The sequence below is a fragment of the Arthrobacter citreus genome, from assembly GCF_038405225.1.
Classification (GTDB): Bacteria; Actinomycetota; Actinomycetes; order Actinomycetales; family Micrococcaceae; genus Arthrobacter_B; species Arthrobacter_B citreus_A.
In genome coordinates this window covers 3,753,820-3,779,920 of sequence record NZ_CP151657.1, presented here as the reverse complement: position 1 = coordinate 3,779,920, position 26,101 = coordinate 3,753,820, and the positions used below count along the sequence as shown (strand labels likewise).

Below are 26,101 nucleotides of genomic sequence, written 5' to 3'. Positions count from 1 at the left end.
CTTCAATACACAGCCCCTCACCCCGCCACCGGACCCGGCGGCGGGGTTAACGCCGTCAGCCGCCAAACAGGGCAGACGCGCGGGTCAGGGTCTGGAACACTCCGTACGCCAGGGGCACTCCCACCAGCAGCCAGCTCAGCACGACCCGGGCATTCGAGGTCTTTTTCATTTGCGCTCATCCTCCAACTCGCTTGCGTCGGCCGCCGCGGCCGGGACTGTGCTCTGCGGCTCATGATGTTTTGCGTCCACCGGGCGTACCAGCAGATTGGCCAGGAAACCGATGACCAGCAGCCCAACCATCGTCAGCAGCGCCGGCTGATATGCGCCCGCGTCCAGTTCGCCGGGGGTGCCCTGGGCGTCAAGGAAGGAGTTCACGATCAGCGGCCCGGCAATGCCCGCTGCGGACCAGGCCGTCAGCAGACGGCCGTGGATGGCGCCCACCTGGTAGGTCCCAAACAGGTCCCGCAGATAGGCGGGGACGGTGGCAAATCCTCCACCGTAGAAGGACAGGATCACGAAGGCCAGCAGGACGTACAGGATGGTGGATGTGCTGCCGAACAGGGAGAGCATCAGATAGAGCACCGCCCCCGCACCCAGATAGACCATGTAAATGCGTTTGCGTCCGATCACGTCGGAGGTCGCGGACCAGACAAACCGTCCACCCATGTTGCCGATCGACAGCAGTCCCACGAAGCCTCCGGCCACCGCAGCGCTGACCAGGGAAACGCCGTCGGGCTGGCGGAAGAAGTCCTGAATCATTGGGGCTGCCTGCTCCAGGATGCCGATCCCCGCCGTGACGTTGCAGAACAGGACAATCCATACCAGCCAGAATTGGCGGGTCTTGATGGCGTTTGCGGCGGATACGTTGTTGGTGGTGACCAGTGCCTTGCTGGCGACTTTCGACGGGTCGAACCCTTCGGGCCGCCAGCCGTCGGCAGGGACTTTAATGGTCCATGCCCCGTAGAGCATATACACGAGATACACGGCGGCGAGGGTGAGGAAGAGCTTGCCCACCGCTTCTCCGGCGTCGGCGCCCGGAGTGCCAAACTCAGGGTCGTAAAAGCTCAGCAGGGCCGAGGACAGCGGGCTGGCGATCAGCGCGCCGCCGCCGAAGCCCATGATGGCCATTCCCGTGGCCAACCCGGGCCGGTCAGGGAACCACTTGATCAGGGTTGAAACCGGGGAAATGTAACCGATACCCAGACCTATTCCGCCAATCACTCCGTAGCCCAGGTAAAGGAGCCACAGCTGGTCGGTGAAGATTCCGACGGCCCCCACCAGGAAACCACCGGTCCAGAACACCGCGGAAACAAACATCGCCTTCCGCGGGCCGTTCCGGTCCACCCAGGTACCCATCACTGCGGCTGACAGCCCCAGCATCACGATGGCGACCGAGAAGATGACGCCAATCTGGGTCAGGCTGGCGTCGAAGTGTTCCACCAGTGCGTTTTTGTACACGCTTGTCGCATAGGCCTGTCCAATGCAGAGGTGGACCGCCAACGCGGCCGGCGGAATCAGCCATCGGTTAAATCCCGGTGGTGCAATGGTGTTTTCACGGTCGAGCCAGCTCATCCATAACTCCCTTGTCGATGGTGAAGCGCCTGCAACTGCCATTTCCGCCAGCATTCCCCATGACGCCCGCAGGCTTGGTCCTGACACGCCGCGGCACGACCAGCAAAATGTGGCGCGGGCCACAACCTACTCTTCGGTAACTTAAATTTCCAAAATCCTTGCCTTGTTACCGGTCAGTAGGTTAGATGTAACAGACATCACACTTTGTCGGGGGAATTCGTCATCAGAGTAGAGGCGCTTTCGGTCCGGCAGCACTGACAGCGGAAGCCTTCGGCGCCGCTTCGCGCCCACCCGGTCATGGGACCGGATATGACCACAAAAGGAATTTCAATGACGAGTTCTCCGTCCGGGCGGGCCAGTTCCAGGCCGCATACACTCCTGACAGCTCTATTAGCTTTATTCCTGATACTCCTTCTCGCCTTCTTCGTCCTGTTCACCAGCCGTGTTGCGGCCGGAGCCACCCAGCTCAGCGACGGTGCCGCCAAGGCGTCCACCGGTGCCGGTGACCTGAAGGACGGCGCAGCCAAGGCCCGCGATGGTGCGGACAAGGTTGCCGCCGGCAGCGAAAAGGTGGACACCGGGGCCAACACCCTGGCCAAGGGCATCGCTTCCGCCAAGACCGGAGCGACTTCCCTGAAGGCCGGTGCAGTTTCCCTGGACGAAGGTGCCCTGAAACTGCAGACCGGCGCCGTATCTGCCTCCGAGGGTGCCCTCAAACTTGCCACCGGCGCGGGGACGGCCAACGCCGGTGCCGGTCAGCTTGCAAGCGGCGGAATCCAGCTCCGCGACGGAGCTGTGCGGGCCTCTGACGGTGCCAGCCTGCTTGCTGTCGGTTCCGGAGACTTGAATACGGGAGCCCTCAACGCCGCTGAAGGCGCCAAGACGCTGAACGCCGGTGCGGGACAGCTTGACGACGGCGGCGTGGCCCTTCGGAACGGCGCAGATCAGATTGCCGGCGGAGCGAAGGAGCTGAACAACGGCGGCCTCAAGCTGCGGGACGGTTCGAAGGCCGCCAACGCCGGTGCCGGACAGCTCGCCGCGGGTGCCGGAGTGCTGCGATCCGGTGCCAATGATGCAAAAGCCGGTGCCGGCAAACTGGAGGCCGGAGCAGGGGATGCCAAAAACGGCGCCGAGCAGATTTCCACCGGGGCAGGCACGCTTGCTGCGGGTGCGGATGCGCTCAATACCGGAAGCACGGAGCTGGCAGCAGGTGCCAAGAATGCTGACGCCGGTGCCCAGCAGATTGCCGCAGGAACCGGCGAGCTGAAGACCGGCGCGGTCTCTGCCAAGGAGGGTGCCGCACAGGTAGCCGTAGGTGCCGCCGGCGTAAATGCCGGCGTCTCCAAGCTGGCCAAGGGTGCCGGAGACCTTGGCGACGGCGCCGCCGCCCTTCATGAGGGAACCGGAGCTGCAGTCCAGGGCACCACGGACCTCGTGGCCGGCGCCAACCGCGTCAATGCAGGTGCCAAGGAGCTCGGCGATGGCGTGGATAAAGCGGCCGTCGGCTCAGCTGAACTCGCCACTGGTGCACGGAACCTCTCCAACGGCATCAATTTCTTGATACCCAACGGAAGTGCACTGCAAACGGGTGCAGCATCTCTCGTCGCTGGTATTCCTCTGGTCAATGGTGGTGCAGCCGTCCTGACAACCAGTGCCGATGAGGTGGCAGCCGGCGCGGCGGGCGCATCAGCGGCCGCCGAAAACATGATGGCCCAACTGCAGAAACTGCAGCAGGATGCCCCCTCCCTGACCGAGGCTCAGCTTGCTGAACGTCTGGCTGCAGTCACAGCTCAGGCGCAGGCCACCAAGGACGGCGTGGTTAAGGTCGCCGAGGGGGGAACCAAGTTCAGCAACGCCTACAACACCCAGCTTAAGGACGGACTGGAGCGGGTTCGTGCCGGTGCAGAAGCCGTTGGCCCAGGAGTCCTGGGGCTTGCCGCGGTGCAGGACGGCGGCCAGCAGGTTGCCGCCGGAGCCGAAGCACTCAACGTTGGAGTTCAAACGATCAAGGCCGGTTTTGATGGCCAGGGAACTGCTGAAGAACCCGGTCTGCGTAACGGTGCGGCAGGAGTAGCCAAGGGTGCCGCAGCGCTTGCCGACGGCGCACTGCTCCTCCAGGGCGGAGCCCAGCAGGTTCTGGAGGGAACGGGCAGCCTGGAGAAGGGCATTGGCGAACTGGCCACCGGAACCGGTGCTTTGGAAGCCGGCTCCAGCGATCTGGCCGCCGGCAATGAACTGCTCGCCGCCGGTGCTGATGAACTGAACACCGGTGCCACAGCTCTGGCCGCAGGAACTCCGGCATTGACGGCCGGTGCCAATCAGATCGCCGCTGGTGCAAGCCAGCTCAACACCGGAGCCGGGGATCTCTCCGCCGGCGCCTCAAACCTGTCAACCGGCCTGACGGCGCTGCGTGCCGGCGCCGGGGATCTGGCCAAGGGCAACGGGGCCATCGCCGAAGGTGCCGGACAGCTCAACGCCGGAGCCGCTGAACTGGCCACGGGCACCAAGGCACTGGAGGTTGGTGCCGGACAGCTGGCAACCGGCGCGGGAACGCTCAACAACGGTGCCGTGTCCCTCTCGGCGGGAGCCGGAGAGCTCTCCACCGGTCTGGGAACGCTGCGTGCCGGTGCGGGAACCTTGGCTGCGGGTAATACCGCCATCGCGGAAGGCGCCGGCAAGCTAAATGCGGGCGCCTCAGAGCTGGCTGCCAAGACTCCGGACCTGGTGACCGGTGCAGAAAAACTGGCTACCGGCGCCCAAACTCTTTCCACGGGCCTCGGCACTCTGGAAGCCGGAGCAGCAACGCTGGCTGACGGAAATGACCAGCTGGCGACCGGCGCCACCACTCTGGCGGACGGCACCAGCAAGTTGGTCACCGGCAGTGGCAGCCTTGCCGAGGGCGTCGTAAAGCTCGACGACGGCGGCAAGACGCTCACCACCGGGACAAGCGATCTGAAGGAGGGTGCGGCTGAACTGGCCGACGGCAATAAGAAGCTGGCCGAAGGCACCGAGACCCTCGACGGCGGCAACGGGGAAATCTCCGCGGGCGCCGACACCATGCGGGCCAGCACCACAGCCATGACGCCCGGCGAGATTGTCACCTCTCCCAAGGTCCTGGCACTACTGATTCCGCTGCTCCTGCTGATGGTTCCCCTGGTCATGCTGATCAGCGGGCGCTCCCGTCGGCAGCAGCACTAGCCACCAGCGGCAAGACCAGTAAGAAGAAGGGCGGAACCGCAGCAGCGGTTCCGCCCTTCAGTGTTTTCAGTGGTCCCATCCGTGCTCAAAGTCCGCAGTTCCAAAAGGGATGGGTCGCAGCCGCAGGTGCAGGGCACCGCCGTCGAGGGTCTCGGTTTCCAAAAGGCGGAAGCCGGACGACGCCGCCCCCGTTTCAAAGAGGCGCTTCCCGCCTCCGACCACGACAGGAAAGACGAGCAGCCGATACTCATCCACCAGTCCCGCATCATGCAGGGCCCGGGCCAACCGGTGGCTGCCATGGACCTGCACCTCCCCGCGCCGCTCCCTGAGCGCCGCAACGGCCGGCAACAGGTCTCCTTTGAGAACCTTGGTGTTGTGCCAGGTCGGATTCTCCATGGTCGAGGTAACCAGGTGCTTCGGCAATTGGTTGAAGGCGTAGGCCACTTGGTCTTCCGGGTCCGTCACAGGTTCCCAAAATGGCTGCAGCATGTCATAGGTGCCCCGGCCCAGAAGCAGCGAGTCAGCCTTGGCAAACCAGCCGGTGACCGTTCGACTCACACCCGTGGTCATGTGCGGCGCGAGCCATCCGCCGTTTTCGAACCCGCCGGACCGGTCCTCATCGACGGCACCCGGGCTCTGCATCACACCATCCAGGCTCAGAAACATGTTCAGGGATAGAGTCATGGCGCCAATTTACGCCGCCCGGCAGACCGGCGATACGCAGGCGCCCGGTTTTGGACCCCAGATACTTCGGAGCGGGAATCAGCCCCAGATGGAGGGCGCCGGACGGCGGGTGCTCGGCAGGGCGCCGTCCTCGCGCCACTGCCGGATCCACTCGGGCAGCTCCAGGTCTGCCGGCGGACGGACGCCTGCGGCCTTGAAGATTTCCTCGTTGCTTACCGGCCCCTTCTTGGACACGAAGCGCGCGGCAATGTAGGCGCGGGCGTAAATTTCGCCGTCGGCCACCATCCGCTGCTCAATGTAGCTGGCACGCTCATCGAACCCAATAACCTTGGTTTCAATCGTGTAGCGCTGGCCCAATTCAAGGGATTTACGGAAGCTGATGGTTTCATTGCCCACCACGGGATTCCAGCCGTTGCGGCGCATTGCCGCCCAAAAGCCGCTTCGCACCATCAGGTCAAACCGGCCCAGATCCATCAGCGACAGGTACATCCCGTTATTCAGATGCATGGCGATGTCGATATCCGTCGGGAGCACCCGCATGGGCAGGGACGACGTGTCAAAAAAGCCCATCTTGGGGCGGCGACGGGAGCGGAAGAGGACCAGGAGCGTGCGGAGGAGAAGGTGCATAGACGCTATATTACTGGTCAGTAACTTAGTTTGTCCGCAATTTATCGAGCAGGTCATCTTCCGCGTCCGGCCCGGCTTTGACTCCCCCGGGAATACGGAAGAAGAAGACCATGCCAACTACCCACCAGAGACCGAACAGAATCCACGGTTCAACTCCGAGCTGGGCGGGCATGCCCGGCATGTAGAGGCTGAACAGCGCAATACCGAAAACTGCGGCAAGCACGCCGATCATCAGTCCGCCTTTTCCACGCCCGCCTATCCGCAGGGGGCGCTCCATGTCCGGTTCACGGCGGCGCAGCAGCAGAAAGGCTATCGCCACGAGGGTGTAGGCCAGGACAATGCTCGGAGCACCCGAATCCACCAGCCAGCCGAGCATCTCCGCTCCACCGAATGGCGCCAAGAAGCTAAGCGCGCCAATAAAGAGCAGGGCGTTGTGCGGGGTGTGGTACTTGGGATGGAGTTTGCCGAACCATGCGGGGAGCATTCCCGACCGCGCCAGCGAATACATCAGGCGTGATGCACCCATGAGCAGCGAGTTCCACGAGGTAAGAATGCCGGCGATGCCTCCGGCGATCAGGATCTTGGCCATGACATCGGTTCCGAACATGGTGCCGACGGCGTCTGCCGTGGCGATGTCCGCTCCGGCCAGTTCTGACGCCGGCATTGCCGAGGAAGTCGTGATCACTACCATCACGTACCAAATCGTGGCGAGAATTACCGATATCACCACCAGCTTCCCGATCTGCTTGGCGGGGATATTCACCTCCTCGGCCGACTGCGGGATGACGTCAAAGCCGATAAACAGGAACGGGACAACAACGAGAACTGCGAAGAAACCGTTGATGCCGCCGTTGAACCACGGTTCCATATTGGTTACGGAGCCGCCGGTGAACGAGCCGGCAATCATGACCACCCCAATAACCAGAAGGAACAGGACAACGAAGTTCTGCACAATCCCGGCTTCCTTCACGCCGCGGATATTGATCCAGGTGATCAGGACCGCGGCAAGGGCGCCGACCAGCGCCCAGGTCAGGTGCACCTCAAAGCCGGCAACCTCCCAGAGTGGGATCTGGCTCAGGTTGGGAAAGATGTATTCCGCCGTCCGCGGCAGGGCCACGGCTTCAAAGGCCACGATGGTGACGTACCCGCCAATGATGGCCCAGGACCCAATAAATGAAGTCCGCGGACCCATCGCTCGCATGATGTAGTTGTGTTCCCCGCCCGCCTTTGGCATGGCGGCACACAGTTCCGCATACGTCAGGCCAACGACGGACATGATGATCCCGCCGGCCACCATCGCGGATGCCGCGCCCATGGTTCCTGCTGATTCCAGCCATCCTCCGGTCAGGACCACCCAGCCGAAGCCGATCATTGCACCGAAGCCGATGGCCAGGACGTCCAGCCTGCCCAGCACTTTCTTGAGTGATGGTTCCGTTCCCGGCTGCGTGGCGGTCATGGCGAGACCTCTTTCCGTTGAAAACTCTCCGTGCTCTGTGGCGGCGCGATTTGGGGACAGGGTATAGCTGCAACTGGGCTTAGGAAAAGACGTGAACATTGAACAGTTTTGAAGAAGCCCGGTGCAATGCAGTCATACGTCGCTGGCCCTTATACGTCGCTGGCCAAAAAATGGGACAAAGATTACCGGGGCACCTATGTGGTGGCGGCTTACGGTTTTGAGACCGACGCCGTGTGGGCACTTATCGGTGGAGCACGGGAATCACTTGTCTTCCGAAATTATGTGGCGCACAGGGAACGGTTCGGAGGATTCCCTATCCTGACCTAGCGCTGCTGCCCGGACTGCCAGGAGGGGCTGGCCTGGATCCATGCAAGGGTGGTGCGGAGGAACGATAAACTTGACCGGTGGGAGTGAGAGTTTCCACCGTATGGATGGCATGACGAACGTTCGGGTAAACAGCATTGGGTGCCAGAGGTTCGGTGGGCGGGGCGGGCAGGGAACCAACCACGCCCATGGTGCGGGTGGTCCAGTCCGGGGCTTCCTTGGCCTGGTTGCAGGCCTCGCATAAGCCCTGGATGTTCTCTGCGCTGGTGGTTCCGCCGTCGCGGACCGGGCGGATGTGGTCATAGTGCCGGATGGGCGCACCGCACCACGGCATCCGGCATACCTGATCCCTTGCCGCTATGAACCGGGCCAAACCCTCGGGCACCAGCCGGGCCCGTGAGTCCATGCCCACCAGCTGGCCGGTGGACGGCGCCGTGTAAAGCCGCCGGAGCCAGGTGCGTGCTGACTTATCCGGGTCCACGGGGTCCTTGGTAGTTGAGTCCCGGCCCGTGGGCTTCCGGGGAATCCCGTCCCGGGTGGCGTCGCCGGAGGTTCGGTTCTGGGCGGTTGAGTTCCGCCGGATCAGGTCCCGGGCTGTCTGCGCGGGCAGGATCCCGTATCCGGGCAACACCGCCGGTTCCGCGGATCCGGCCAGCAGGGCCCGGTCCGTCATGATCAGCTGCACCTCGATCCGCACATCCTCAGCCCTGACCTGCCCAGTGGTGCGTTCCACGAAGGTGTCGGCCATGATCTGACCCTTGGTGCGCGGATCCCCGGCCCCGCGCAGGCGGTCCGCTTCGCGGGTCAGTGCCGCGTACACGCCCACGCCATGGGCCACCGGCAGCAGCGCGGTCACGTAGGTCATGGTGTCCGGGGCCGGACGGCAGGACACAAACCGCTCGGACACGGCGTGCGCGGCACGGTTGACCACGGCATGCGGATCCATGGCGTAGGAAAGGGTCTTGATTTTGGCGATCAGGGCCCGGTCTCCGAGCTGTTCGAGCTCGGTCAGGTTCCCGGCGATCTGCTCGTCGATGCGCTGCCGGTCCGCCAGGGACAGGCAGGCGGTCTCGCGGACCAGCAGTGTGGCCCGCCATTCACTAATCACTCCGAGGGTGAGGGCGTGCAGGGTGTGGGGCATTTCGCGGGTCAGGATCCGGGCCAGGCCCAGCATCCGGGTTCCGCGGTGAGGGGACTCGCGGCGGGCAAACCCGATTTGCGCTCCGACGCCTTTGCCGAGCTGATCCGCTTTCAACCCTGCTGCGGCCTGGGAGCGCCGGGTCATCGCGTCAAAGATTGCTGTGGCCCGGGCCTGGGCTGCTGACGCGGCTGCTTTGAGTTCCTCCAGCGCACGAATCTGGTCAATCAACCCAGCCAGATGCTCTGGGTCATATCCAGCTTCAGGAATTGTGCTCTCACATCCGCTGGACAAGAGTCCCGTGCAGCTTCGGGCTAAAGCCAGAGTTGAATTGGGCGCCTTATGGTCCGAGTTAGCCGTCTTGCTTACCCGAACTGAGTCTTCACATTTCTTGGGCCCGTACATGTGTTCTATTTTATCCGGCACCAAGAGCAAAGAATAGGGAAAACCCGTCTTGGGGAAGAACACAGTCACCGGACTTATATCGCCAATTACTTGAGTATCCGAGGCCAATCAGAAAGAGGAATTCTGATTCAACGCCCCGGATTATCTGCTGCGGCAGACCCCCACGGCGGCCTCGTAACCGATTCCGCAAATGCACCCTAGGGCAGACCACGGTGACACTGTTGTGCGCAGCGAGTGTGCACTACTTCTTCAGCGCAGCCCGCATCGCTTTCCAGGCACCGGTGGACCAGAGCGCCCAGATCACCAGCAGCGGCTGGAAGAACAGCCTCACCAGCCGGGCGCGGTCGGTATCGAGCCCGAAAGCATCGGTATGGGTGACGTATTGGGAAATGTTGCCGGGGAAGATGGCGACAAAAAATGCCGCCACAGCCAGTCCCACCGGGACCCGTCGCTTGCGCAGCAGGATCAGCGCCGCACCGAAACCCAGCTCGGCGATGCCCGAAAGCAGCACCACGACGTCGTCATCCACCGGCACCCATTCCGGCACCTGGGCCTGGAATTCAGAGCGGGCAAAGGTCAGGTGGGAAGTGCCGGCAAAGGCCAGGAACGAACCCAGCACAATGGCGCCAATCCGGCGGCGTTTGGAGGTGGGTGGAGCGGGCCGGGCAGCCGCGGTGATCAGGTTCGAGAGAGGCATGGGCACAGACTACGTCAGCCGGTTGTACGCCAGCTGGGCAAGGGCGGCGGCTTGGTCACCCAGCACCGAATCGTCAAACAGCACCCGCGGAGAATGGTTCCACGCGACGGTTTCCGGATCCAGCGCCGGCGGCGTCGCTCCCAGGAAGATGAAGGTGCCGGGAACCTCGTTGAGGACGAGGGAGAAGTCCTCCGACCCCATCAACGGATCCCGGGATTCCAGTACGCGGTCCTCACCGAAGATTTCCCGCAGCCCGGTGATGGCTTCCTGGGTGCGACCGGCGTCGTTGCGGGTTACCGGGTACCGCACGGTGAAGTCCACGTCCACGCTGCACCCGTGGGCTGCGGCAATGCCCTCGGCAAGCGTCTTGGATTCCACCACCACCCGGTCCAGGGACTCTTCGGAGAGGGTGCGGACCGAGGCGCCCAGGCTGGCGGTGTCAGGGATGACGTTGATGGCTTCGCCCGCACTGAGCTGCGTCACGGTGAGCACGATCGGATCGAAGGCCGAGAACCGGCGGGTGGCCATGGTCTGCAGCGCCGTGGCAATTTCAGTGAGCGCCGGAACGGGGTCGACGGCGGTTTGCGGCTGTGAGCTGTGGCCGCCGGATCCCTTGACGGTGATCCGGAGTTCGTTGGCGCCGGCCATCAGCGTGCCCGGCTTTGTCCGGAAAACACCCAGCGGACCGGGACGCACATGGATACCGTAGGCGGCTACGGGACGCTCCCCCGCGGCGTCGAGCACTCCTTCGTCGAGCATGAGGCTGGCGCCGTCGTGCCCCTCTTCCCCGGGCTGAAACATGAAGATGACGCTGCCGGAGAGATCTTCCTGCTGGGCGCAGAGCAGTTTGGCCGCACCCACCAGGCCCGCCACGTGCAGGTCATGTCCGCAGGCATGCATGTTCCCGTTGGTGGAGGCATAGTCCAGGTCTGTCAGTTCAGTGACCGGCAAGGCATCCATGTCGCCGCGCAGCAGCACTGCCGGTCCCGGCTCGGCACCCCGCAGCACGGCCACCACCGACGTCGATTTCACCCCCAGCGTGATCTCCAGGTTTAGCCCCTCCAGCGCTGCAAGGACTTTCTCCTGGGTTCGCGGCAGATTGTTGCCGGTCTCCGGATCGGCGTGCAGCGCCCGCCGCAGCGCCACCAGTTCCGGCAGGATGGTCTGGGCCTCTTCAACAAACATGCAAAATCCTGTCGTCAACGCGGTCGGCCGCCGCCAGGCTGCCGTATCAGTACCTTGAAGTAAATCATTCCTTCCCCTCCTGCACGATCATCCCTCCGGCGGAGCCGATGCCAAGCGCCGGCTTTTAGACTGGGGGGCATGATCGATACGCCCGCCTCCGACGCCGACACCCGGGACGCCGGGCCCCGCAACCGGTTTGCACAGCGCTTTTTCCCCGTCCGTCCATGGCAAAACGGCGACGACTGGGAGCGCCCCGGACCCACGCCGGAGCAGCTGCGCCGGGACGTGATCGGCACGGGCATCGTCCTGCTGCTCAGCGCCGTCGCGCTCGAGAGCGTCCGCGGCTTCGGGACCATGGGCGGGGATGGGAAACCGTTCTGGCTTCAGCATCTGGTGATGGCGTTGATGGTGCTGCCGTTGGCAGTGCGGCGCCGGTTTCCGGTCACCGTCCTGCTCGTATCATCGGTGTTCTTCCTGGTTTTGGGCATGTACATGCCCATCCTCTCCATGCAGATCGCCTTCCAGGGCGCGTACTTTGCCGCCATCTATTCCGCGGTGGCCTGGGCGCGGAACCGCCGCTTGCTGCGGCTGGCCCTGGTGCTGGTGATAGCGGCAATGGCCCTGTGGCTGCTGCTGTCCTTCACCGTGAGCAACGCGTACGAGTCCTTCCTGCAGCAGGTGGAGGAACAGGAGAACCCCTCCCGCAGCTTCCTGCCGCCACTGGCTTCCTATGCGATTTACACGTTCCTCATTAATGCCGCCTACTTTGGTGGAGCGATCCTCTTTGGCATTACCTCCTGGCGCAGTGCCCATCAGCGGGAGCAGCTCGCCGAACAGTCGGCCCAGTTGGAGGCACAGGCCACCGAGCTGGCACGGCAGGCGGTGATCGATGAACGCCTGCGCATCGCCCGCGAGCTGCACGACGTCGTCGCCCACCACATTGCGGTGATTGGCATCCAGGCCGGAGCCGCCCGGCGGGTTCTGGAGAAAAAGCCTGCCGCCACCGCCGGCGCCCTGCAGACAATTGAAGCCTCGTCCCGGGAAGCCGTGGGGCAGATGCGTTCGCTGCTTGGCGTGCTGCGCGGCGGGCAGGAACCGGCCACAGATTCCGACGGCGGAGCGCAGCGGCATCCGGAGCCCGGGCTGCCGGACCTGCCCACGCTAATCGCCGAGCATGATGCCATGGGGCTGCGGGTGTCCTTCCATCAGGCCTCGGATCCCGAGTCGGTGTTGAACCGCATCCCCGCACCGCTGGGCCTGTCCATTTACCGGACGGTGCAGGAGTCCCTCGCCAATGTGCGGCGGCATTCCACGGCGGGTTCAGCGGTGGTGGCACTGCGGACGGGAAGGTCGGACGACGCCGACTGGGTGGAAGCCGAGATTGTCGACGACGGCCGGCCGCGGACGGGAAGCACCGCCGGCTCGGGTTTTGGCCTGCAGGGCATCCGCGAACGGGCGGCGCTGCACGGTGGCACCACCGAGATTGGCCCCCGGGCGGGCGGAGGCTGGCGGGTGCGCGTTCGTTTCCCCGTGCGCTGAGCCGTCCGCCCATCCCGCGGCTTTAGCCGGTACGGTATTTGAGGGGCCGGCCGGCCCTGCCGGTGGTAGGGGGCTTTCCTTACACGAAAGGGTGTGAAGACACGCGATGGAACCGATCCGGGTCCTGTTGGCGGATGACCAGGCGCTGGTCCGGGCGGGCTTCGCCATGATGCTGTCCGTGGAGGACGAGATCACGGTTGTGGGTCAGGTGGCCAATGGCCGGGAGGCTGTGGACTTCGCCGCTGCCCATCCGGTGGACGTCATCCTGATGGATGTGCAAATGCCGGTGCTGGACGGCATCAGGGCCACCGAAGCCGTGGTGCAGGCAGGCACAGCCAAGGTGATCATCCTGACCACCTTTGAACGCGACGACTACCTCTTTGACGCCATCCGCTCCGGGGCCAGCGGCTTCCTGCTCAAGAATGCCGATCCGGATGACCTGGTGGCCGCCGTCCACGCCGTCGCCGGCGGTCACGCCCTGCTCGCACCGGAAGTCACCGTCCGCGTCATCGAGCGCTTCGCACGCCAGCTGGGGGCCGAGTCCGCGCAGGACGCCTCCGGCGCCAATTCCTCCGGGGACGGAGCCGCTCCCGCAGGCCAGGCCGCGGCACGTCCGGTTTCACCCGAACAGCAGAAACTGCTGGCATCCCTGACCTCACGGGAACGGGAAGTCCTGGTGAATGTGGCGGCCGGATGCAGCAACGCCGAGATCGCCGCGCGCATGTTTGTCGCCGAGGCGACGGTCAAGACGCACGTTTCCAATCTCCTGGCCAAGATCCAGGTCCGGGACCGCGTCCAGGCCGTGGTGTTTGCCTATGAATCCGGCCTCATCCTTCCGGGGGAGAGCGCGGCCGAGGCGGCCGGGGAGCGGCGGCCCTAGCCCGGGAGGATTCACCCGCCCGGCCGATCCCCTTTCGGGCAGCCGCCCGTAAAGTCGAGGGAGAAGTTTTCCCCTGACAACACCCGGGATCCCGGGAAAGGAGCAGCCACCATGCTGCAGGTCTCCAACCTCACCCGAAAATTCGGGGACAAAACGGCGGTGGACCACGTCAGCTTTGACGTCCCCGCCGGACAAATGACGGGTTTTGTGGGCGGCAACGGCGCCGGCAAAACCACCACCATGCGCATGATCATGGGGGTGCTGACGGCCACCGGCGGCGAGGTTATCCTCAACGGTTCGCCCGTGACCGCAGCTGACCGGGCACAGTTCGGGTATATGCCCGAGGAACGCGGCCTCTACCCCAAGCAGCCCATCCTGGACCAGCTCATCTATCTGGGGCAGCTGCACCGGATGAGTTCCGCAGCCGCCCGGCGCGAGGCCATGGACCTGCTGGAGCGGTTCACGCTCGCGGACCGGTTCAAGGACAAACTGGAGTCGCTGTCGCTGGGCAACCAGCAGCGGGTGCAGATCGCCGCGTCGCTGCTGCACCAGCCCAACGTGCTGATCCTGGACGAGCCGTTCTCCGGACTGGACCCCGCCGCCGTCGATTCCATGGTGGAACTGCTGCGCGAGCGCACCCGCGAAGGTGTTCCCGTCCTGTTCTCCAGCCATCAGCTGGACCTCGTGGACCGGCTCTGCGACAACCTCGTGGTCCTCAAGGCCGGCAAGGTCATGGCCGCCGGATCCAGCGACCAGCTGCGGGCCAGCGCTCCGCGCCGCCACCGCCTCACCGTCTCCCCTGACGCGGGCTGGCTCCGCGATGAGCCGGGCCTGCACGTCATTGACGTGGCCGGACCCACGGCAGTGTTGGAGTTCGACGGCGATGCCGCCGCCCAGCGCGTGCTCAGCACCGCCATGTCGCGGGGCACCGTCGAAGAATTCACCCCGCTGCGGCCGTCCCTCAGCGAAATTTACCGGGAGGTATCAGCATGAGCACCACCGAGACCCGCCGTCCTGAATCCTCCGCCTCCCAGCGTCCGGAACCGGCAGCCAAGAACACTCCGCCGTGGGCCATCGTCACCCTGCGCGAGGTCATGGTGAAGGCCCGCGACCGCAGTTACCTGATCTCCACTCTGGTCACCCTGGTGCTGATTGTCGGCGCCGTGGTGTTCAACGCCTACATGGCCAACCGCGGCGACGACTACGCCGTGGCCGTGACGGGAACCTCCGGTGCGGCCGTGGTGGAAACCGCCGGCGAAACTGCCGGCACCGATGACAACACCACTTTCGAAGCGGTTAACGCCGACTCCCCCGACGCAGCACGGGAACTGGTCCGCAACGGAGACGCCGATGCCGCCCTGCTGCAGGATTCCGACGGCGTCTGGACCCTGGTGGGGAACGAGGAAGTTGACGGCGGGCTGCGCTCCGCGCTTACTGAAGCACTGCGGCTGACCGTCCTTAATGACAACGCCGAAGCGGCCGGAACCACCGGCACGGAGCTGTTGGCCGGCAGCGAGCTGCAGGAAGAGCTGCTCGAGGGTAATGCCGAAAACGCCCTGCTGGCCACCGTGGTGGGTTTTGCCTTCAGCTTCCTGTTCTACATGTCCGCCATCATCTTCGGCATGGCCATCGCCACCTCGGTGCTGGAGGAGAAGCAGAACCGGGTGGTGGAAATCCTGGCCACGGCCATTCCCATCCGGCAGCTGCTCTACGGCAAGGTGGCCGGCAACACCGTCCTGGCAATGATCCAGCTGGCCCTGTACGGCGGTGCAGCCTTGCTGGCGCTGAACATGACGGACACGGCGGACATGGTGGGAATGATCATTCCGGCCTCCGGCTGGTTCCTGGTGTTCTTCCTCGCCGGGTTCCTGATCCTGGCCTCGGCCTGGGCCATGCTCGGCGCCATGGCCAGCCGCAACGAGGACCTGAGCAACAGCTCCACCCCGGTGCTCGCCGTTGTCTTCGCCGCACTGTTTGCCGGCCTGTTCGCCAAGGGACAGCTGCTGGTGATCGCGTCCTACATCCCGGTGGTGTCCTCGGTGGCAATGCCCATCCGGATGCTCAACACCGAGGTTCCGCTGTGGGAAACGTTCCTGTCCCTGGCTATCGCCCTGGCCGCGGCCTACGCCCTGCTGCGCTTCAGCGAGAACATCTACCGCCGCGCCGTGATGCAGAGCGGAGGCGCGCTGACCCTCCGCAAGGCCATGAAGCTGGAGTCCTAGGAAACTGGAATCCTAGATCGAGTCCCGCATCAGATTGGCCAGGGAGTTGAAGCGGTGGTTGGAGGGCAGGTCATCGATCAGGATGGCCTGCCCGTCCGGCCCGCTCAGGGGAATCCGCCAGTTGGGATATTCATCTCCGGTGCCCGGCTGGTTTTGGGTCTGCCGCTCCCCCACCGCATCAGTCAGTGACACCCCGAGGAGCACCGACGGTGTCTGCAGGATGAAGGAATGCAGCGCCTCAACGGTCTGCTGGACCGAATCGCTGCCGGTGCCGGATTCGGGCAGCAGTCCGCGGCTGCGGACCAGCGACAGGACGGCCTCCCTGGCGGCGGCGTCGGCTTCCCGCTCTTCCTCCACCGGGCGGCTCAGCAGGCCCAGGGACGCACGAAGGTCCACATGTTCGCCGGCGAGGTATCCGGCCGCGGGCGGCAGGTCGTGGGTGTTGACGGTGGTCAGGGCGCCCTGACGGTATTCCTCGGGCAGCCGCGGGCCGGTTTCGGCCTCTTCGAACCACAGGATGGACGTGCCCAGCACGCCCCGCTCTCCGAGGTACTCCTGCACCCAGGGCTCAAACACTCCCAGGTCTTCACCGACGACGACGGCACCGGTGCGCTCTGCCTCCAGCGCCAGAATCCCAATCAGCGCCTCATGGTCGAAGTGCACATAGGCGCCCTCGCCCGGAGCTGATCCGGCCGGAATCCACCACTGCCGGAACAGGCCCAGAATGTGATCGACCCGGATGCCGCCGGCGTGCCGCAGCACGGTCCGCAGCATGTCCCGGTAGGGCAGGTAGCCGGCGTCGGCCAGCCGCTGCGGGTGCCAGGGCGGCTGGCTCCAGTCCTGGCCCTGCTGGTTGAACATGTCCGGCGGCGCGCCCACTGAAACGCCGGGAGCAAGCACCGGCCGCAGCATCCACGCATCCGCGCCCGCCGGATGTACGCCCACGGCCAGGTCATGGACCACGCCGATGGACATCCCGGCGCTCCGGGCCGCGGCCTGGACGTTTTCCAGCTGCTGGTCGCAGATCCACTGCAGCCACTTGAAGAACTGCACGCGCGGGGCGAGGTCCTGCTCGTTACCGCGCACGTAGGAGCTGTCAGGCCCTGTAATCTGCTCCCACTCGGGGGCTCCGGCGGGAAGTTTCTCAGCCAGCGCGCTCCACAGGGCAAAGCTCTCCAAGCCGGGCCCTTCCAAGTCACAGAACCGCTGAAACTGCTGTTCCCTCGCGATGCTCCGCGGGACCGAGAAAACCTGCTCCAGTGCGGCAAGCTTGGCCGCATAGGTTGCATCGCGGTCCAGCAGATCGGTGGAGCGGTTGGCTGCGCTGAGCGCCCGTGCCGATTCCTCGACCTGCGCCGTGGCTGCCGCGGGAAGGTACGCATACTCCGGGACGTCCTCGACCCGGATGTAGAGCGGATTGAAGAAGCGCCGGGTGGTGGGCAGGTACGGGGATGGTTCCAGCGGCGGAACCGGTTCGGCAGCGTGAAGGGGATTAATCAGAATGAACCCGGCCCCGTGGTCAGCGCCGGAAAGAGCCGCCAGGTCCGCCAAGTCGTTCAGGTCACCGATGCCCCAGGAACGGGAGGACCGCACCGAATACAGCTGCGCCATCAGTCCCCAGGCGCGGCGTTGGGCGAGTTCCGCCGCCGTCGTCAGCCGTGCCGGAGTGACCACCAGGACGGTATCCGCCTGCTTTCCGCCGCACTTGACCTCGAGGCGGTGCCATCCCAGCGGCAGGTCCAGGGGAAGCCGCACGAGGGTGCGGGCGGTCAGCGTCCCGTCAAGGTCCAGCTCTTCGGCGGGAACCCGCGGCCAGTCGAGTTCGCGTTGACCGCCGTCCTCCAGCGTGATGAACACTGTGGCGTCCTCCCCCGCCGGGGTGTGGACGGCGACTGAATGGCTGCCGCCTTCGCGGACGACGACGGCACCGGGCAGAGTCCGCCGCCACTCGGAGAGGCGCCCTTCAGCCAGGGATGCGGCCATTTCATCTTCGGTGTCCACCGCGACTCCCAGCGCGGAGAGGACGCGGCGCAGCGTTTCATCCGATACTTCGCGGGGTGTGCCGTCCCAGCCCTTGAAGGTGGTGACTACGTGGTGGTGTGCGGCGAGCTCGCGCAAAAGGGTGCTGCTGTCCGTCGCCTGGCCAGGAGAATTCGCTACAGTCATGACAGCTAATCTAAGGGTTGCCGAGCCCCGTCGCCCAGCCCCGGTGTCCGCAGGCCTAGCTGCGCTTTTCCGTCAGCCGCCAAACGTCCTGATAATCCGGGTGGTCCTCGTAGGCGGCCGCCATGGCTGCCAGGGCCAGGGTGGTCCACTCCAACTCGTCAGCGGACTGCTTGCCCTCGCCGTCGGGATCCATCACCATCCGGGCCAGTGCGTTGCGCCTGGCGCCGCCGATGATTTCGATGAGCATCAGCTTGGATTCGCATTCACGGAGCAGCCGTTCCTCGTACCAGCGGTCGGAAGGGGATACACCCCGGGCCGTCAGGAGCTTGCGGGACTCCGCGGCATCGTCCTGGAAGCGGGTCAACAGGAAGTCCACGATATCCATGTTCCTGATCGTACGCCGGGCACTTCCGGGCGTCAGGGACACATCCCCAAAACCGTGTGCTGAGCACGGGAATAACTTCCGGGAGCTGTTAGTTGACATAACTAGTCGAGAGAAAGAGAGTCTGTGCCAGCTCCAAGCATGCCCAGTACGCCCACCCGTTCGAAGGCCGCCCGCGCCAAGCGGGTACGAAATATCCGTTCCATCCGCCGCGGCGACCACATCGAAGTCCGAAGCGGCAGCGAGGTTTATTACCGCGGAGAAGTCCGTGACACTGCGCCCGGTCTGGGCACGCTCTGGATCCGCGGTGATGACGGACTCCGCATCGCCGTCAGCGTCGAGGACTTCACCCTCTGGAAGGTTCCGGCCCAGCCCGGCGCACCTGCGAGCCACGCCTAGCGGTCCATGAGGGACCCGGCGCTGATGTTCAGGGTGGCTGCGGTCATGCTTGCCGCTTTGTCCGATGCCGCGAAGGCCGCCGCGTTTCCCACTTCTTCCAGGGTCGCCGCCCGCTTCAGCAGGGTGGCGTCAACAATGCTGTTGGCGATGTCCTCGCGGCCGTCCATCCCTGCCGGCAGGGATTCGGGAATGCCGCCGCTGCGCAGGGTGAGCACGCGGATACCGTGTTCGCCAAGTTCGACCGAAAGCTGACGCCGCATGGCCTCCATGGCTTCGAACGCGGTGATGAGCCCGCCGAGGTAGGTACCCGGGCTTGGATTTCCGGATCCGCCGAAGACCAGGATGACCCCGGATTTCTGCCGCATCATCTGTCTGGCCGCCGCCCGGGATGTCAGGAAGAACGTCTGTACGGCAGTGGACACCGGGCGGAGGTAATCTTCCACCTGCATGTCCACCATGGGCGAGCCCTGGACATCGCCGTGCTGGATGACGTTCATCGAGATATCCAGACTCCCGGCGGCGGCAGCCACATCATCAGCGTGCTCGTCCACCGCCTGCTCGTTGGTGGCGTCCAGCAGTGCTGTCTCGACGAGTCCGCCAGCAGCGCGGATGTCCCTGGCCACAGCTCCCAGGTTTTCCGGGCTGCGGCCGGCCAGGTAGACGCGGGCCCCCTCGCGGGCGAAGGCCCGGGCCACCGCTCCCCCAATTGACCCTCCGCCGCCATAGATGACGGCTGTTTTTCCGTTGAGCAGCATGTGAGCCTCTTTGGTCCGCTGTGGCTGTGGCCGTGGCTGTCCATGATGGCACTGCCGGGCCGCCCTGCACAGGGAACCGGCACTGGCCCGGGCCCTGTGCAGGGCATATTCCCGCGCAGGTTGCCTTACCAGCGCACCTTTTTCTCCCGCCTTCCCTGCTTGCCGTTGGCATGGGTGGGCTTGTGGTCCTTGCCCAGGCTTTGCCATCCGGGCAATGCGTTCTCCGCCGCCATCGCCGCTGCCGCCTTTTCGGAAGCATCGGCGCTTAGCTTCGCGGCTGCGGCGGGGGCCAGGCTAACGGTTGCTTCCGGCAGTGACGGGCCGGGAACCGGGGACGGTACCGGCACGGACAACGGGATTGCGGACAGGGGTTTCGCGTGGTTTTTCTTGTTTTGCGTCATGGTGATCTCCGGACATCTGCTTCGGGCCGGGAGCTTCGCTGGGTATGGTGCGGACGGGACTCCGGGAACATCCGAACTGCAACACCTGCCGCCGCCCATCTGCTCCGGAGAGCAGAGGCGTTCAGGAGGGTAATGGTTCGGGAGGGGAGCACGGTCAGCAACACGCACCATCGACAAGCTCACCCGGCAGTGGGTGGATATTGTCTGCGAAAAAGAGGGTGCGTGCGGCCGGGAGGGATCAGCACCAGCCACGAGGGAGGCGGATCCGCGGCGCCCGGCCAGGGCACGGCCCTACTCGTAAATGAGTTCCATGCGGCCTACCGTAACAACAAAGGACGGCACCGGGATAGACCCGGTGCCGTCCTTGCCGGTTTTTAACCGGCCGATGTCCTGCCTGGAAAGGCTCGTTCCGCTAGATCGAGACGTCCGCTAGATCAGGGCGTCGGAGAGGTGGTTCGGCGTTCCGAACCGGTGAGCGGTGATACTGACGGCCTGCTCGTGCAGGAACGGCAGCAGTTCCACGCGTCCGGCCTCGGTGACCGGATTGGCGTAGACGGCTACGTCCGGCCGGCCGCCCAGAGCCTCAGCCAGCGCCGATGCGCCGGTCCCAATGAGGCGGATCCGCGGGCCGTGGACTGCGGGATCGTAACTGGAAGCGGACGCCAGCCACGCGGCGTCGTCCTCCTGGGTGACGGGAATCCCGTATTCGGTCAGCAGCGCCAGCAGCGCTACCGGCAGTTCGACGCCGGTGGATACCCGCAGCGCGGATCCGGCCAGCAGGCCGGCGGCCACAACGCGTACCAGGGCGTCCAGCGGCTGGTTCTCGGCCAGCCGGACAGTGACCGGCAGCGGCCGGTACCGGAACACGTTGCGCTCGGCGGACAGTGCTGAAACATCCTTGGCGGTGCCGAATTCCTCAGCCCATGCCGCGGCGTCGCTGCTCAGTGCCCGGTGCAGGAAATCGGTGTCAGCGGCGTAGCTTCCGGCCGATGCGGAGGCCAGGATTTTCGCTGCGCCCTGGTGGGTTACAGGCGCTCCGGCGCCGGTGGAAACCGCCGGCTCCCACTGGCCCAGGCCCATCAGGTAGTTCGGGCCGCCGGCCTTGGTGCCTGCACCAACTGCCGACTTCTTCCAGCCGCCGAAGGGCTGGCGCTGGACGATGGCTCCGGTGATGCCGCGGTTGATGTAAAGGTTGCCGGCCGAGATGTTCTCCAGCCACACATCCATCTCCGCGGGATCCAAGGAGTGCAGGCCCGAGGTCAGCCCGTAGTCGATCTGGTTCTGCAGCTCGATGGCTTCCTCAAGCGTGTCGGCGGTCATGACGCCAAGGATCGGGCCGAAGTACTCGGTGAGGTGGAACTCGGAACCGCGGCGGACACCGGTGCGCACGCCCGGGCTCCACAGCCGGCCGGACTCATCCAGCTGCTTCGGTTCAATCAGCCAGGATTCGCCCTCGCCCAGGACGGTGAGGCCGCGCAGCAGCTTGCCTGCGGCCGGTTCGATGATCGGACCCATCTGCGTCACGGCATCCACCGGGTAGCCCACCTTGAGGGACTGCACGGCGTCAACGAGCTGGTTGCGGAAGCGCGGCGACTTGGCCACCGAGCCCACGAGGATCACCAGGGATGCCGCGGAGCACTTCTGGCCGGCGTGGCCGAAGGCGGAGGCAACGACGTCGCGGGCAGCCAGGTCAAAGTCGGCGCTGGGCGTCACGATGATGGCGTTCTTGCCGGAGGTCTCGGCCAGCAGCGGCAGATCGGCACGGAAGGAACGGAACAGCTCGGCCGTCTCGTACCCGCCGGTGAGGATGACGCGGTCCACTGACGGATGCGCCACCAGCTGGCGGCCCAGCTCCTTTTCACCGAGCTGCACCATCTGCAGCACGTCGCGGGGAACGCCGGCTTCCCAGAGGGCCTCAACCATGACGGCGCCGCTGCGTGCGGACTGGCGGGCGGGCTTGATGATCACTGATGATCCGGCGGCCAGGGCGGCCAGCGTGGAACCGGCCGGAATGGCAACCGGGAAGTTCCACGGCGGCGTGACCACGGTGAGGCGGGCCGGAACGAACCGGGCGCCGTCGACCGTTTCCAGGTCCTTGGCGCGCTCTGCGTAGTAATGCGCAAAGTCCACGGCCTCGGACACCTCGGGATCCGACTGGTCCAGCGTCTTGCCGGTCTCGGACGCCATGACCTCCATCAGGTCCGCACGCTTCTGCTCCAGCACGACGCCGGCGCGGTGCAGGACCTCGGCGCGTTCGGCGCCGCTGAGCGATGCCCAGCCCTTGGCCGCCTCCACGCCCGTGCGGATGACCGCGTCCAGGGCGGCCTCATCAGCGATCCGGGCTTCCGCGACGGCGGCATCGCCGAGGACGGACTCCTCGACGCGCGTCAGGATGGCCCGGCCCCAGGCCTGGTTGGCGGGCAGGGACGGATCGGTGTCCGGCGTGTTCTCGAAGCCCTGGTTGGCGGCGTCGGCTCCGGCGGTATCCGCGGGGCGGGGCTGGCTGCGGTCCTGGAGCCGGTTTGATGCGGGTACCGTGTCATCGAGGTCCGCCAGCGACGTGAGGAAGCGCAGCTTCTCACGCTCGAACAGCGTCTCGTTTTCGCTGAGCTCGAAGACGGCGGACATGAAGTTTTCGGAGCTCGCCCCTTCTTCCAGGCGGCGGATCAGGTAGGCGATGGCGACGTCGAACTCGGCCGGGTGCACCACCGGGGTGTACAGCAGCAGCGATCCCACGTCGCGCTTGACCACTTCGGCCTGGCCCGTTGCCATGCCCAGCAGCATCTCGAACTCAATGCCGTCGGTGACGCCGCGCTGCTTGGCCAGCAGCCAGGCGAAGGCCACGTCGAAGAGGTTGTGGCCGGCCACGCCAATGCGGACGTTGGCAACGTGTTCGGGGCGCAGTGCGTAGTTGATGACGCGCTTGTAGTTGGTGTCCGTCTCCGCCTTGGTGCCGCAGGTGGCCAGCGGCCAGCCGTGCAGGGACGCTTCCACCTGTTCCATTGGCAGGTTGGCACCCTTGACGACGCGCACCTTGATGGGTGCGCCGCCGCCGGCCCGGCGTGCGGCGGCAAATTCCTGCAGGCGCATCATGGCGGAGAGGGCGTCAGGGAGGTAGGCCTGCAGGACGATGCCGGCTTCCAGGTCCTTGAACTCCGGCATGGAGAGGAGCTTGGTGAAGACCGCCATGGTCATCTCCAGGTCCTTGTACTCCTCCATGTCCAGGTTGATGAACTTCTTGGGGCTGAAGGATGCCGCCTGCCGGTACAGCGGGGCCAGCTTCTCCACTACGTGCTCGACGGCTTCGTCGAAGGCCCAGTGCGAGTGCGGCGCCACGGTGGAGGAAACCTTGATGGAAACGTATTCGACGTCGTCCCGCGCCAGGAGATCATGGGTGCCCTGCAGGCGGCGGTTGGCTTCACGCTCACCCAGGACTGCCTCACCGAGGAGGTTCATGTTCAGCCGGACGTCGTCCTTGCGGATGCTGCTGATGGCCTTGCCCAGCCGGGCATCCGTGGCGTCGACAATCAGGTGTCCCACCATCTGGCGCAGCACCTTGCGGGCCACGGGAATAACCACCTGGGGAAGCACGGGAGCCATGATGCCGCCAAGGCGGACTGCGGAGCGCATGTACCAGGGCAGGAAGCCGGGAACCTGCGGAGCCAGTGCGGCGAGGTTCCGGCCGGCAACGCGCAGGTCCTCGGGGCGGATGACGCCGTCGACAAATCCGACGGTGAAATCCAGTCCGGAGGGGTCCTTCAGGACGCCGGCAAGCTGGGCCGCTGAGGCGTCAACGGGTACTGATGCGGCTTCGGCCAGCCAGCGGCGGACGAGGGCCACTGCTTCGCCGGACAGGTCCTGGGGTACGCCCGGTCCCGCGGTTGGTTCGATGACGGTGTTACTCATGCGGCCAGCTCTTTTCGACGTGCGACTGATTGATGCTTCCTCTAAGTATCCGCGCAAAGTCCCGTAAGACAAAGGTTAGTTTTCTTACGCATATAGGTTAGTTTTACTAATGAATTGAGCATGCAGGAAAACATCGGAGGAAGCCCGTGCTGGACGTACGCAGAATGAACCTTTTACGCGAGGTGAAGGTGCGTGGAACGCTGGCAGCCGTTGCCGAAACGCTGGGCCTCAGCCCGTCCGCCGTCTCCCAGCAGCTGGCCCTGCTGGAGAAGGATGTTGGCGTGGAACTGCTGCGGAAAACCGGACGCGGAGTGCAGCTGACCCCGCAGGCCGAGATTCTGGTGGCGCATACCTCCGACATCCTGGAATCGCTGGAACGCGCCGAAGCGGACCTGGCCTCGTCATTGACCACGGTTACCGGAAGGATCCGGGTGGCGGTGTTTCAGTCGGCAGCCCTGGCCCTGCTCCCCGGCGCCCTGTCGCTGCTGCGCCGCGAGCATCCCGACCTGCGGGTGGAAATGGTGCAGCGGGAACCGGAAACAGCACTGTACGAAACCTGGGCGCGCGACTTCGACGTGGTGATAGCCGAGCAGTACCCGGGGCACGCCGCCGTGCGGCACCCGGAATTGGACCGCGTGCACTTGACCTCCGACGCCATCCGGCTGGCTGTGCCCCACGAGGGGCTGACGCCGGTGCACTCACTGGCGGACACGGCAGACCTGCCCTGGGTCATGGAGCCGCGGGGGGCCGCGTCACGCCACTGGGCGGAACAGGCCTGCCGGCGGGCCGGCTTTGAACCGGACGTTCGCTACGAAACGGCGGACCTGCAGGCACAGATCCGCCTCATCGAATCCGGCAACGCCGTCGCCCTGATGCCGGACCTGGTCTGGACCGGACGGGAGCCCAGCGTCCGGCTGCTGGAACTGAACGGCAGGCCACGGCGGAGCATCTTTACCTCGGTGCGGCGGGCCGGCAGCCGGCGGCCCGCCGTCCTGGCCTGCCGGGAGGTGCTGGAGCGGACGGCACGGACGGTGGCGGCCCAGCCGCCGCCGGCCTCATAAGGAACTGCGGCCCCGGCCGGAGCCGGGACCGCAGTCGATTGGATCTTTAGTTGGCGCACCCATGCAGGGCCAGCCGCGGCGGGGTTACCGTCCGGAGCTGGACCCGCCGGAGCCGTCATGTCCGGAACGGCGGGTAGTGCCGTCCACGTCCGTATCGATCTGCTCCTTGCTGACTTCCTCGGTCACGCTCTCAGTGTCGGTGACCGTTTCGGTGTCGAGCCTGACCCGCTCCACCGGAACGGTCTTCTTCTCCACCACAGGCTCCTCGGCGTGAAGCGTTACCTCGTGCTCCTCTTCGCTGAGCTCGGGACCGGACATGGCGGAATCGACGTTGGCATCGGTGATGGGCTCCCGCTCCACCCGGACCTCTTCATGGCTGACCGGAACCTGGGTGGTGACGTTTTCCGTGACAACATACTTGCGCAGGCGTGCCTTACCGGTCTGCCGGGTCTGGGTTCCCACATCAAGCTGTTCTTCGGACCGGGTCATCGCATCGTCGGTGGTGGGACCGGAGGTGTCGTGTCCCACGGTGCCGGAGGCGTTGCCCGAGGAGGTCCCGACGCCGGAACGGGTAATGTCGCTGTCGTCCCCGAAATCGCGGTCCACGCCCGTGGTGCGGTCCGTCCTGGTGCCGCTGTCGGTCATCGTGCCCGAACCGGCGTCCATGGTGCTCGTGTCAGCGGAACCGTCGTCGTATGTGAATCCGTAGTAGCGGTAGAGGGTCACTTCCTCTTCCGGGGAGATGGATCCGTCGGACTCCACCTGCGGAGAGTTCTTCACCTCATCCTTGGAGTAGGGCACCAGTACGTCCACGCCCTCGACGGTTGCCTCGCTGAGCGGGACGAAAGACTCATTGGTGCCGAAGAGACCCGTATTGACGGTTACCCATGCGGGCTCGTTGGTCTGATCGTCCAGGTAGAACGTCCCCACCGAGCCAATCTTGTCTCCGTTGGGGCCCAGCACGTTGCCTGATCCGGCCATGAGGCCTTCGACTTGCTGATTGCTGATCATGTTGTTCTCCTTCAGCTGCGAACCTTCACCGTTGTCCGGTGCTTATTCACGTTGGGCCGGAGTATGCCGGATCCGTCGAGGGACGAACGGCAG

The 26,101-nt window shown here is 65.2% G+C and carries 21 protein-coding genes; 7 read left to right on the top strand and 14 right to left on the bottom strand.

Annotated features, from left to right (window positions below; translation table 11 throughout):
- Positions 1–55: 55 nt before the first annotated feature.
- On the bottom strand, positions 56–169 hold the full coding sequence (locus AAE021_RS18150; protein WP_425362417.1) for an MFS transporter small subunit: 114 nt from the start codon (positions 167–169) through the stop codon (positions 56–58).
- On the bottom strand, positions 166–1,572 hold the full coding sequence (locus AAE021_RS17555; protein WP_342023578.1) for an OFA family MFS transporter: 1,407 nt from the start codon (positions 1,570–1,572) through the stop codon (positions 166–168). Before AAE021_RS17555 ends, AAE021_RS18150 begins: the two co-directional genes overlap by 4 nt.
- Positions 1,573–1,902: 330 nt before the next feature.
- On the opposite strand from AAE021_RS17555, the gene AAE021_RS17550 reads away from it, so the two are divergent.
- Positions 1,903–4,770 carry a hypothetical protein gene (locus tag AAE021_RS17550; protein WP_342023577.1) on the top strand — a complete coding sequence of 956 codons (2,868 nt, stop codon included), beginning with the start codon at positions 1,903–1,905 and terminating at the stop codon, positions 4,768–4,770.
- Positions 4,771–4,836: 66 nt separating this feature from the next.
- Here the strand turns inward: AAE021_RS17550 and AAE021_RS17545 are convergent, their stop codons facing one another.
- From AAE021_RS17545 to AAE021_RS17520, 6 genes are all read right to left on the bottom strand, one after another.
- A complete protein-coding gene (locus AAE021_RS17545; protein WP_342023576.1) occupies positions 4,837–5,454 on the bottom strand; it encodes a dihydrofolate reductase family protein in 618 nt (205 codons plus the stop codon).
- 78 nt (positions 5,455–5,532) lie between these two features.
- On the bottom strand, positions 5,533–6,081 hold the full coding sequence (locus AAE021_RS17540) for an acyl-CoA thioesterase (protein WP_342023575.1): 549 nt from the start codon (positions 6,079–6,081) through the stop codon (positions 5,533–5,535).
- A gap of 25 nt (positions 6,082–6,106) precedes the next feature.
- Positions 6,107–7,537, bottom strand: a complete 1,431-nt coding sequence (locus tag AAE021_RS17535) for an APC family permease (protein ID WP_342023574.1) — start codon at positions 7,535–7,537, stop codon at positions 6,107–6,109.
- A 313-nt stretch (positions 7,538–7,850) separates the two neighbouring features.
- Complete coding sequence (locus AAE021_RS17530) at positions 7,851–9,230, bottom strand: HNH endonuclease (protein ID WP_342023573.1); 1,380 nt, start codon at positions 9,228–9,230, stop codon at positions 7,851–7,853.
- Between the two features lie 415 nt (positions 9,231–9,645).
- Positions 9,646–10,101, bottom strand: a complete 456-nt coding sequence (locus tag AAE021_RS17525; RefSeq protein WP_342023572.1) for a hypothetical protein — start codon at positions 10,099–10,101, stop codon at positions 9,646–9,648.
- 9 nt (positions 10,102–10,110) lie between these two features.
- Positions 10,111–11,286, bottom strand: a complete 1,176-nt coding sequence (locus AAE021_RS17520; protein WP_342023571.1) for a M20 family metallopeptidase — start codon at positions 11,284–11,286, stop codon at positions 10,111–10,113.
- A 138-nt stretch (positions 11,287–11,424) separates the two neighbouring features.
- Here AAE021_RS17520 and AAE021_RS17515 point away from each other — a divergent pair, with 138 nt between their 5' ends.
- From AAE021_RS17515 to AAE021_RS17500, 4 genes are all read left to right on the top strand, one after another.
- Positions 11,425–12,825, top strand: coding sequence for a sensor histidine kinase (locus AAE021_RS17515; protein ID WP_342023570.1), 1,401 nt, complete (start codon positions 11,425–11,427; stop codon positions 12,823–12,825).
- A 106-nt stretch (positions 12,826–12,931) separates the two neighbouring features.
- Positions 12,932–13,705: a response regulator transcription factor gene (locus AAE021_RS17510; RefSeq protein WP_342023569.1), complete on the top strand. Its 774-nt coding sequence runs from the start codon at positions 12,932–12,934 to the stop codon at positions 13,703–13,705.
- 111 nt (positions 13,706–13,816) lie between these two features.
- Positions 13,817–14,698 (top strand): ATP-binding cassette domain-containing protein, encoded by an 882-nt coding sequence (locus AAE021_RS17505; protein ID WP_342023568.1) that lies wholly within the window; start codon positions 13,817–13,819, stop codon positions 14,696–14,698.
- The gene (locus tag AAE021_RS17500) at positions 14,695–15,927 is read left to right on the top strand and encodes an ABC transporter permease (RefSeq protein ID WP_342023567.1); all 1,233 of its coding nucleotides are present in this window, start codon (positions 14,695–14,697) and stop codon (positions 15,925–15,927) included. Before AAE021_RS17505 ends, AAE021_RS17500 begins: the two co-directional genes overlap by 4 nt.
- 12 nt (positions 15,928–15,939) lie before the next feature.
- Here the strand turns inward: AAE021_RS17500 and malQ are convergent, their stop codons facing one another.
- Entirely contained in the window at positions 15,940–18,093 is a 2,154-nt protein-coding gene (malQ, locus tag AAE021_RS17495; protein WP_342023566.1) for a 4-alpha-glucanotransferase, read from the bottom strand.
- A gap of 55 nt (positions 18,094–18,148) precedes the next feature.
- Complete coding sequence (locus tag AAE021_RS17490) at positions 18,149–18,478, bottom strand: DUF6221 family protein (RefSeq protein ID WP_152223283.1); 330 nt, start codon at positions 18,476–18,478, stop codon at positions 18,149–18,151.
- Positions 18,479–18,616: 138 nt separating this feature from the next.
- Here AAE021_RS17490 and AAE021_RS17485 point away from each other — a divergent pair, with 138 nt between their 5' ends.
- Positions 18,617–18,874 (top strand): hypothetical protein, encoded by a 258-nt coding sequence (locus AAE021_RS17485; protein WP_342023565.1) that lies wholly within the window; start codon positions 18,617–18,619, stop codon positions 18,872–18,874.
- Here AAE021_RS17485 and AAE021_RS17480 read toward each other — a convergent pair.
- From AAE021_RS17480 to AAE021_RS17470, 3 genes are all read right to left on the bottom strand, one after another.
- Positions 18,871–19,629: an SDR family oxidoreductase gene (locus tag AAE021_RS17480; RefSeq protein ID WP_342023564.1), complete on the bottom strand. Its 759-nt coding sequence runs from the start codon at positions 19,627–19,629 to the stop codon at positions 18,871–18,873. The two genes, AAE021_RS17485 and AAE021_RS17480, sit on opposite strands and share 4 nt — an antisense overlap.
- 125 nt (positions 19,630–19,754) lie before the next feature.
- Positions 19,755–20,030 carry a hypothetical protein gene (locus tag AAE021_RS17475; RefSeq protein WP_342023563.1) on the bottom strand — a complete coding sequence of 92 codons (276 nt, stop codon included), beginning with the start codon at positions 20,028–20,030 and terminating at the stop codon, positions 19,755–19,757.
- A 429-nt stretch (positions 20,031–20,459) separates the two neighbouring features.
- Positions 20,460–23,936 carry a bifunctional proline dehydrogenase/L-glutamate gamma-semialdehyde dehydrogenase gene (locus AAE021_RS17470; protein WP_342023562.1) on the bottom strand — a complete coding sequence of 1,159 codons (3,477 nt, stop codon included), beginning with the start codon at positions 23,934–23,936 and terminating at the stop codon, positions 20,460–20,462.
- A 146-nt stretch (positions 23,937–24,082) separates the two neighbouring features.
- Here AAE021_RS17470 and AAE021_RS17465 point away from each other — a divergent pair, with 146 nt between their 5' ends.
- Positions 24,083–24,997, top strand: coding sequence for a LysR family transcriptional regulator (locus tag AAE021_RS17465; protein ID WP_342023561.1), 915 nt, complete (start codon positions 24,083–24,085; stop codon positions 24,995–24,997).
- An 84-nt stretch (positions 24,998–25,081) separates the two neighbouring features.
- Here the strand turns inward: AAE021_RS17465 and AAE021_RS17460 are convergent, their stop codons facing one another.
- Positions 25,082–26,008: a YsnF/AvaK domain-containing protein gene (locus tag AAE021_RS17460; protein ID WP_342023560.1), complete on the bottom strand. Its 927-nt coding sequence runs from the start codon at positions 26,006–26,008 to the stop codon at positions 25,082–25,084.
- Between the last annotated feature and the right edge of the window lie 93 nt (positions 26,009–26,101).

What these genes read in the sequence shown, in the direction of transcription:
- AAE021_RS18150 (WP_425362417.1), bottom strand. Translation starts at nt 169, where the DNA reads ATGAAAAAGACCTCGAATGCCCGGGTCGTGCTGAGCTGGCTGCTGGTG.
- AAE021_RS17555 (WP_342023578.1), bottom strand. Translation starts at nt 1,572, where the DNA reads ATGAGCTGGCTCGACCGTGAAAACACCATTGCACCACCGGGATTTAAC.
- AAE021_RS17550 (WP_342023577.1), top strand. Translation starts at nt 1,903, where the DNA reads ATGACGAGTTCTCCGTCCGGGCGGGCCAGTTCCAGGCCGCATACACTC.
- AAE021_RS17545 (WP_342023576.1), bottom strand. Translation starts at nt 5,454, where the DNA reads ATGACTCTATCCCTGAACATGTTTCTGAGCCTGGATGGTGTGATGCAG.
- AAE021_RS17540 (WP_342023575.1), bottom strand. Translation starts at nt 6,081, where the DNA reads ATGCACCTTCTCCTCCGCACGCTCCTGGTCCTCTTCCGCTCCCGTCGC.
- AAE021_RS17535 (WP_342023574.1), bottom strand. Translation starts at nt 7,537, where the DNA reads ATGACCGCCACGCAGCCGGGAACGGAACCATCACTCAAGAAAGTGCTG.
- AAE021_RS17525 (WP_342023572.1), bottom strand. Translation starts at nt 10,101, where the DNA reads ATGCCTCTCTCGAACCTGATCACCGCGGCTGCCCGGCCCGCTCCACCC.
- AAE021_RS17520 (WP_342023571.1), bottom strand. Translation starts at nt 11,286, where the DNA reads ATGTTTGTTGAAGAGGCCCAGACCATCCTGCCGGAACTGGTGGCGCTG.
- AAE021_RS17515 (WP_342023570.1), top strand. Translation starts at nt 11,425, where the DNA reads ATGATCGATACGCCCGCCTCCGACGCCGACACCCGGGACGCCGGGCCC.
- AAE021_RS17510 (WP_342023569.1), top strand. Translation starts at nt 12,932, where the DNA reads ATGGAACCGATCCGGGTCCTGTTGGCGGATGACCAGGCGCTGGTCCGG.
- AAE021_RS17505 (WP_342023568.1), top strand. Translation starts at nt 13,817, where the DNA reads ATGCTGCAGGTCTCCAACCTCACCCGAAAATTCGGGGACAAAACGGCG.
- AAE021_RS17500 (WP_342023567.1), top strand. Translation starts at nt 14,695, where the DNA reads ATGAGCACCACCGAGACCCGCCGTCCTGAATCCTCCGCCTCCCAGCGT.
- malQ (WP_342023566.1), bottom strand. Translation starts at nt 18,093, where the DNA reads ATGACTGTAGCGAATTCTCCTGGCCAGGCGACGGACAGCAGCACCCTT.
- AAE021_RS17490 (WP_152223283.1), bottom strand. Translation starts at nt 18,478, where the DNA reads ATGGATATCGTGGACTTCCTGTTGACCCGCTTCCAGGACGATGCCGCG.
- AAE021_RS17485 (WP_342023565.1), top strand. Translation starts at nt 18,617, where the DNA reads ATGCCCAGTACGCCCACCCGTTCGAAGGCCGCCCGCGCCAAGCGGGTA.
- AAE021_RS17480 (WP_342023564.1), bottom strand. Translation starts at nt 19,629, where the DNA reads ATGCTGCTCAACGGAAAAACAGCCGTCATCTATGGCGGCGGAGGGTCA.
- AAE021_RS17475 (WP_342023563.1), bottom strand. Translation starts at nt 20,030, where the DNA reads ATGACGCAAAACAAGAAAAACCACGCGAAACCCCTGTCCGCAATCCCG.
- AAE021_RS17470 (WP_342023562.1), bottom strand. Translation starts at nt 23,936, where the DNA reads ATGAGTAACACCGTCATCGAACCAACCGCGGGACCGGGCGTACCCCAG.
- AAE021_RS17460 (WP_342023560.1), bottom strand. Translation starts at nt 26,008, where the DNA reads ATGATCAGCAATCAGCAAGTCGAAGGCCTCATGGCCGGATCAGGCAAC.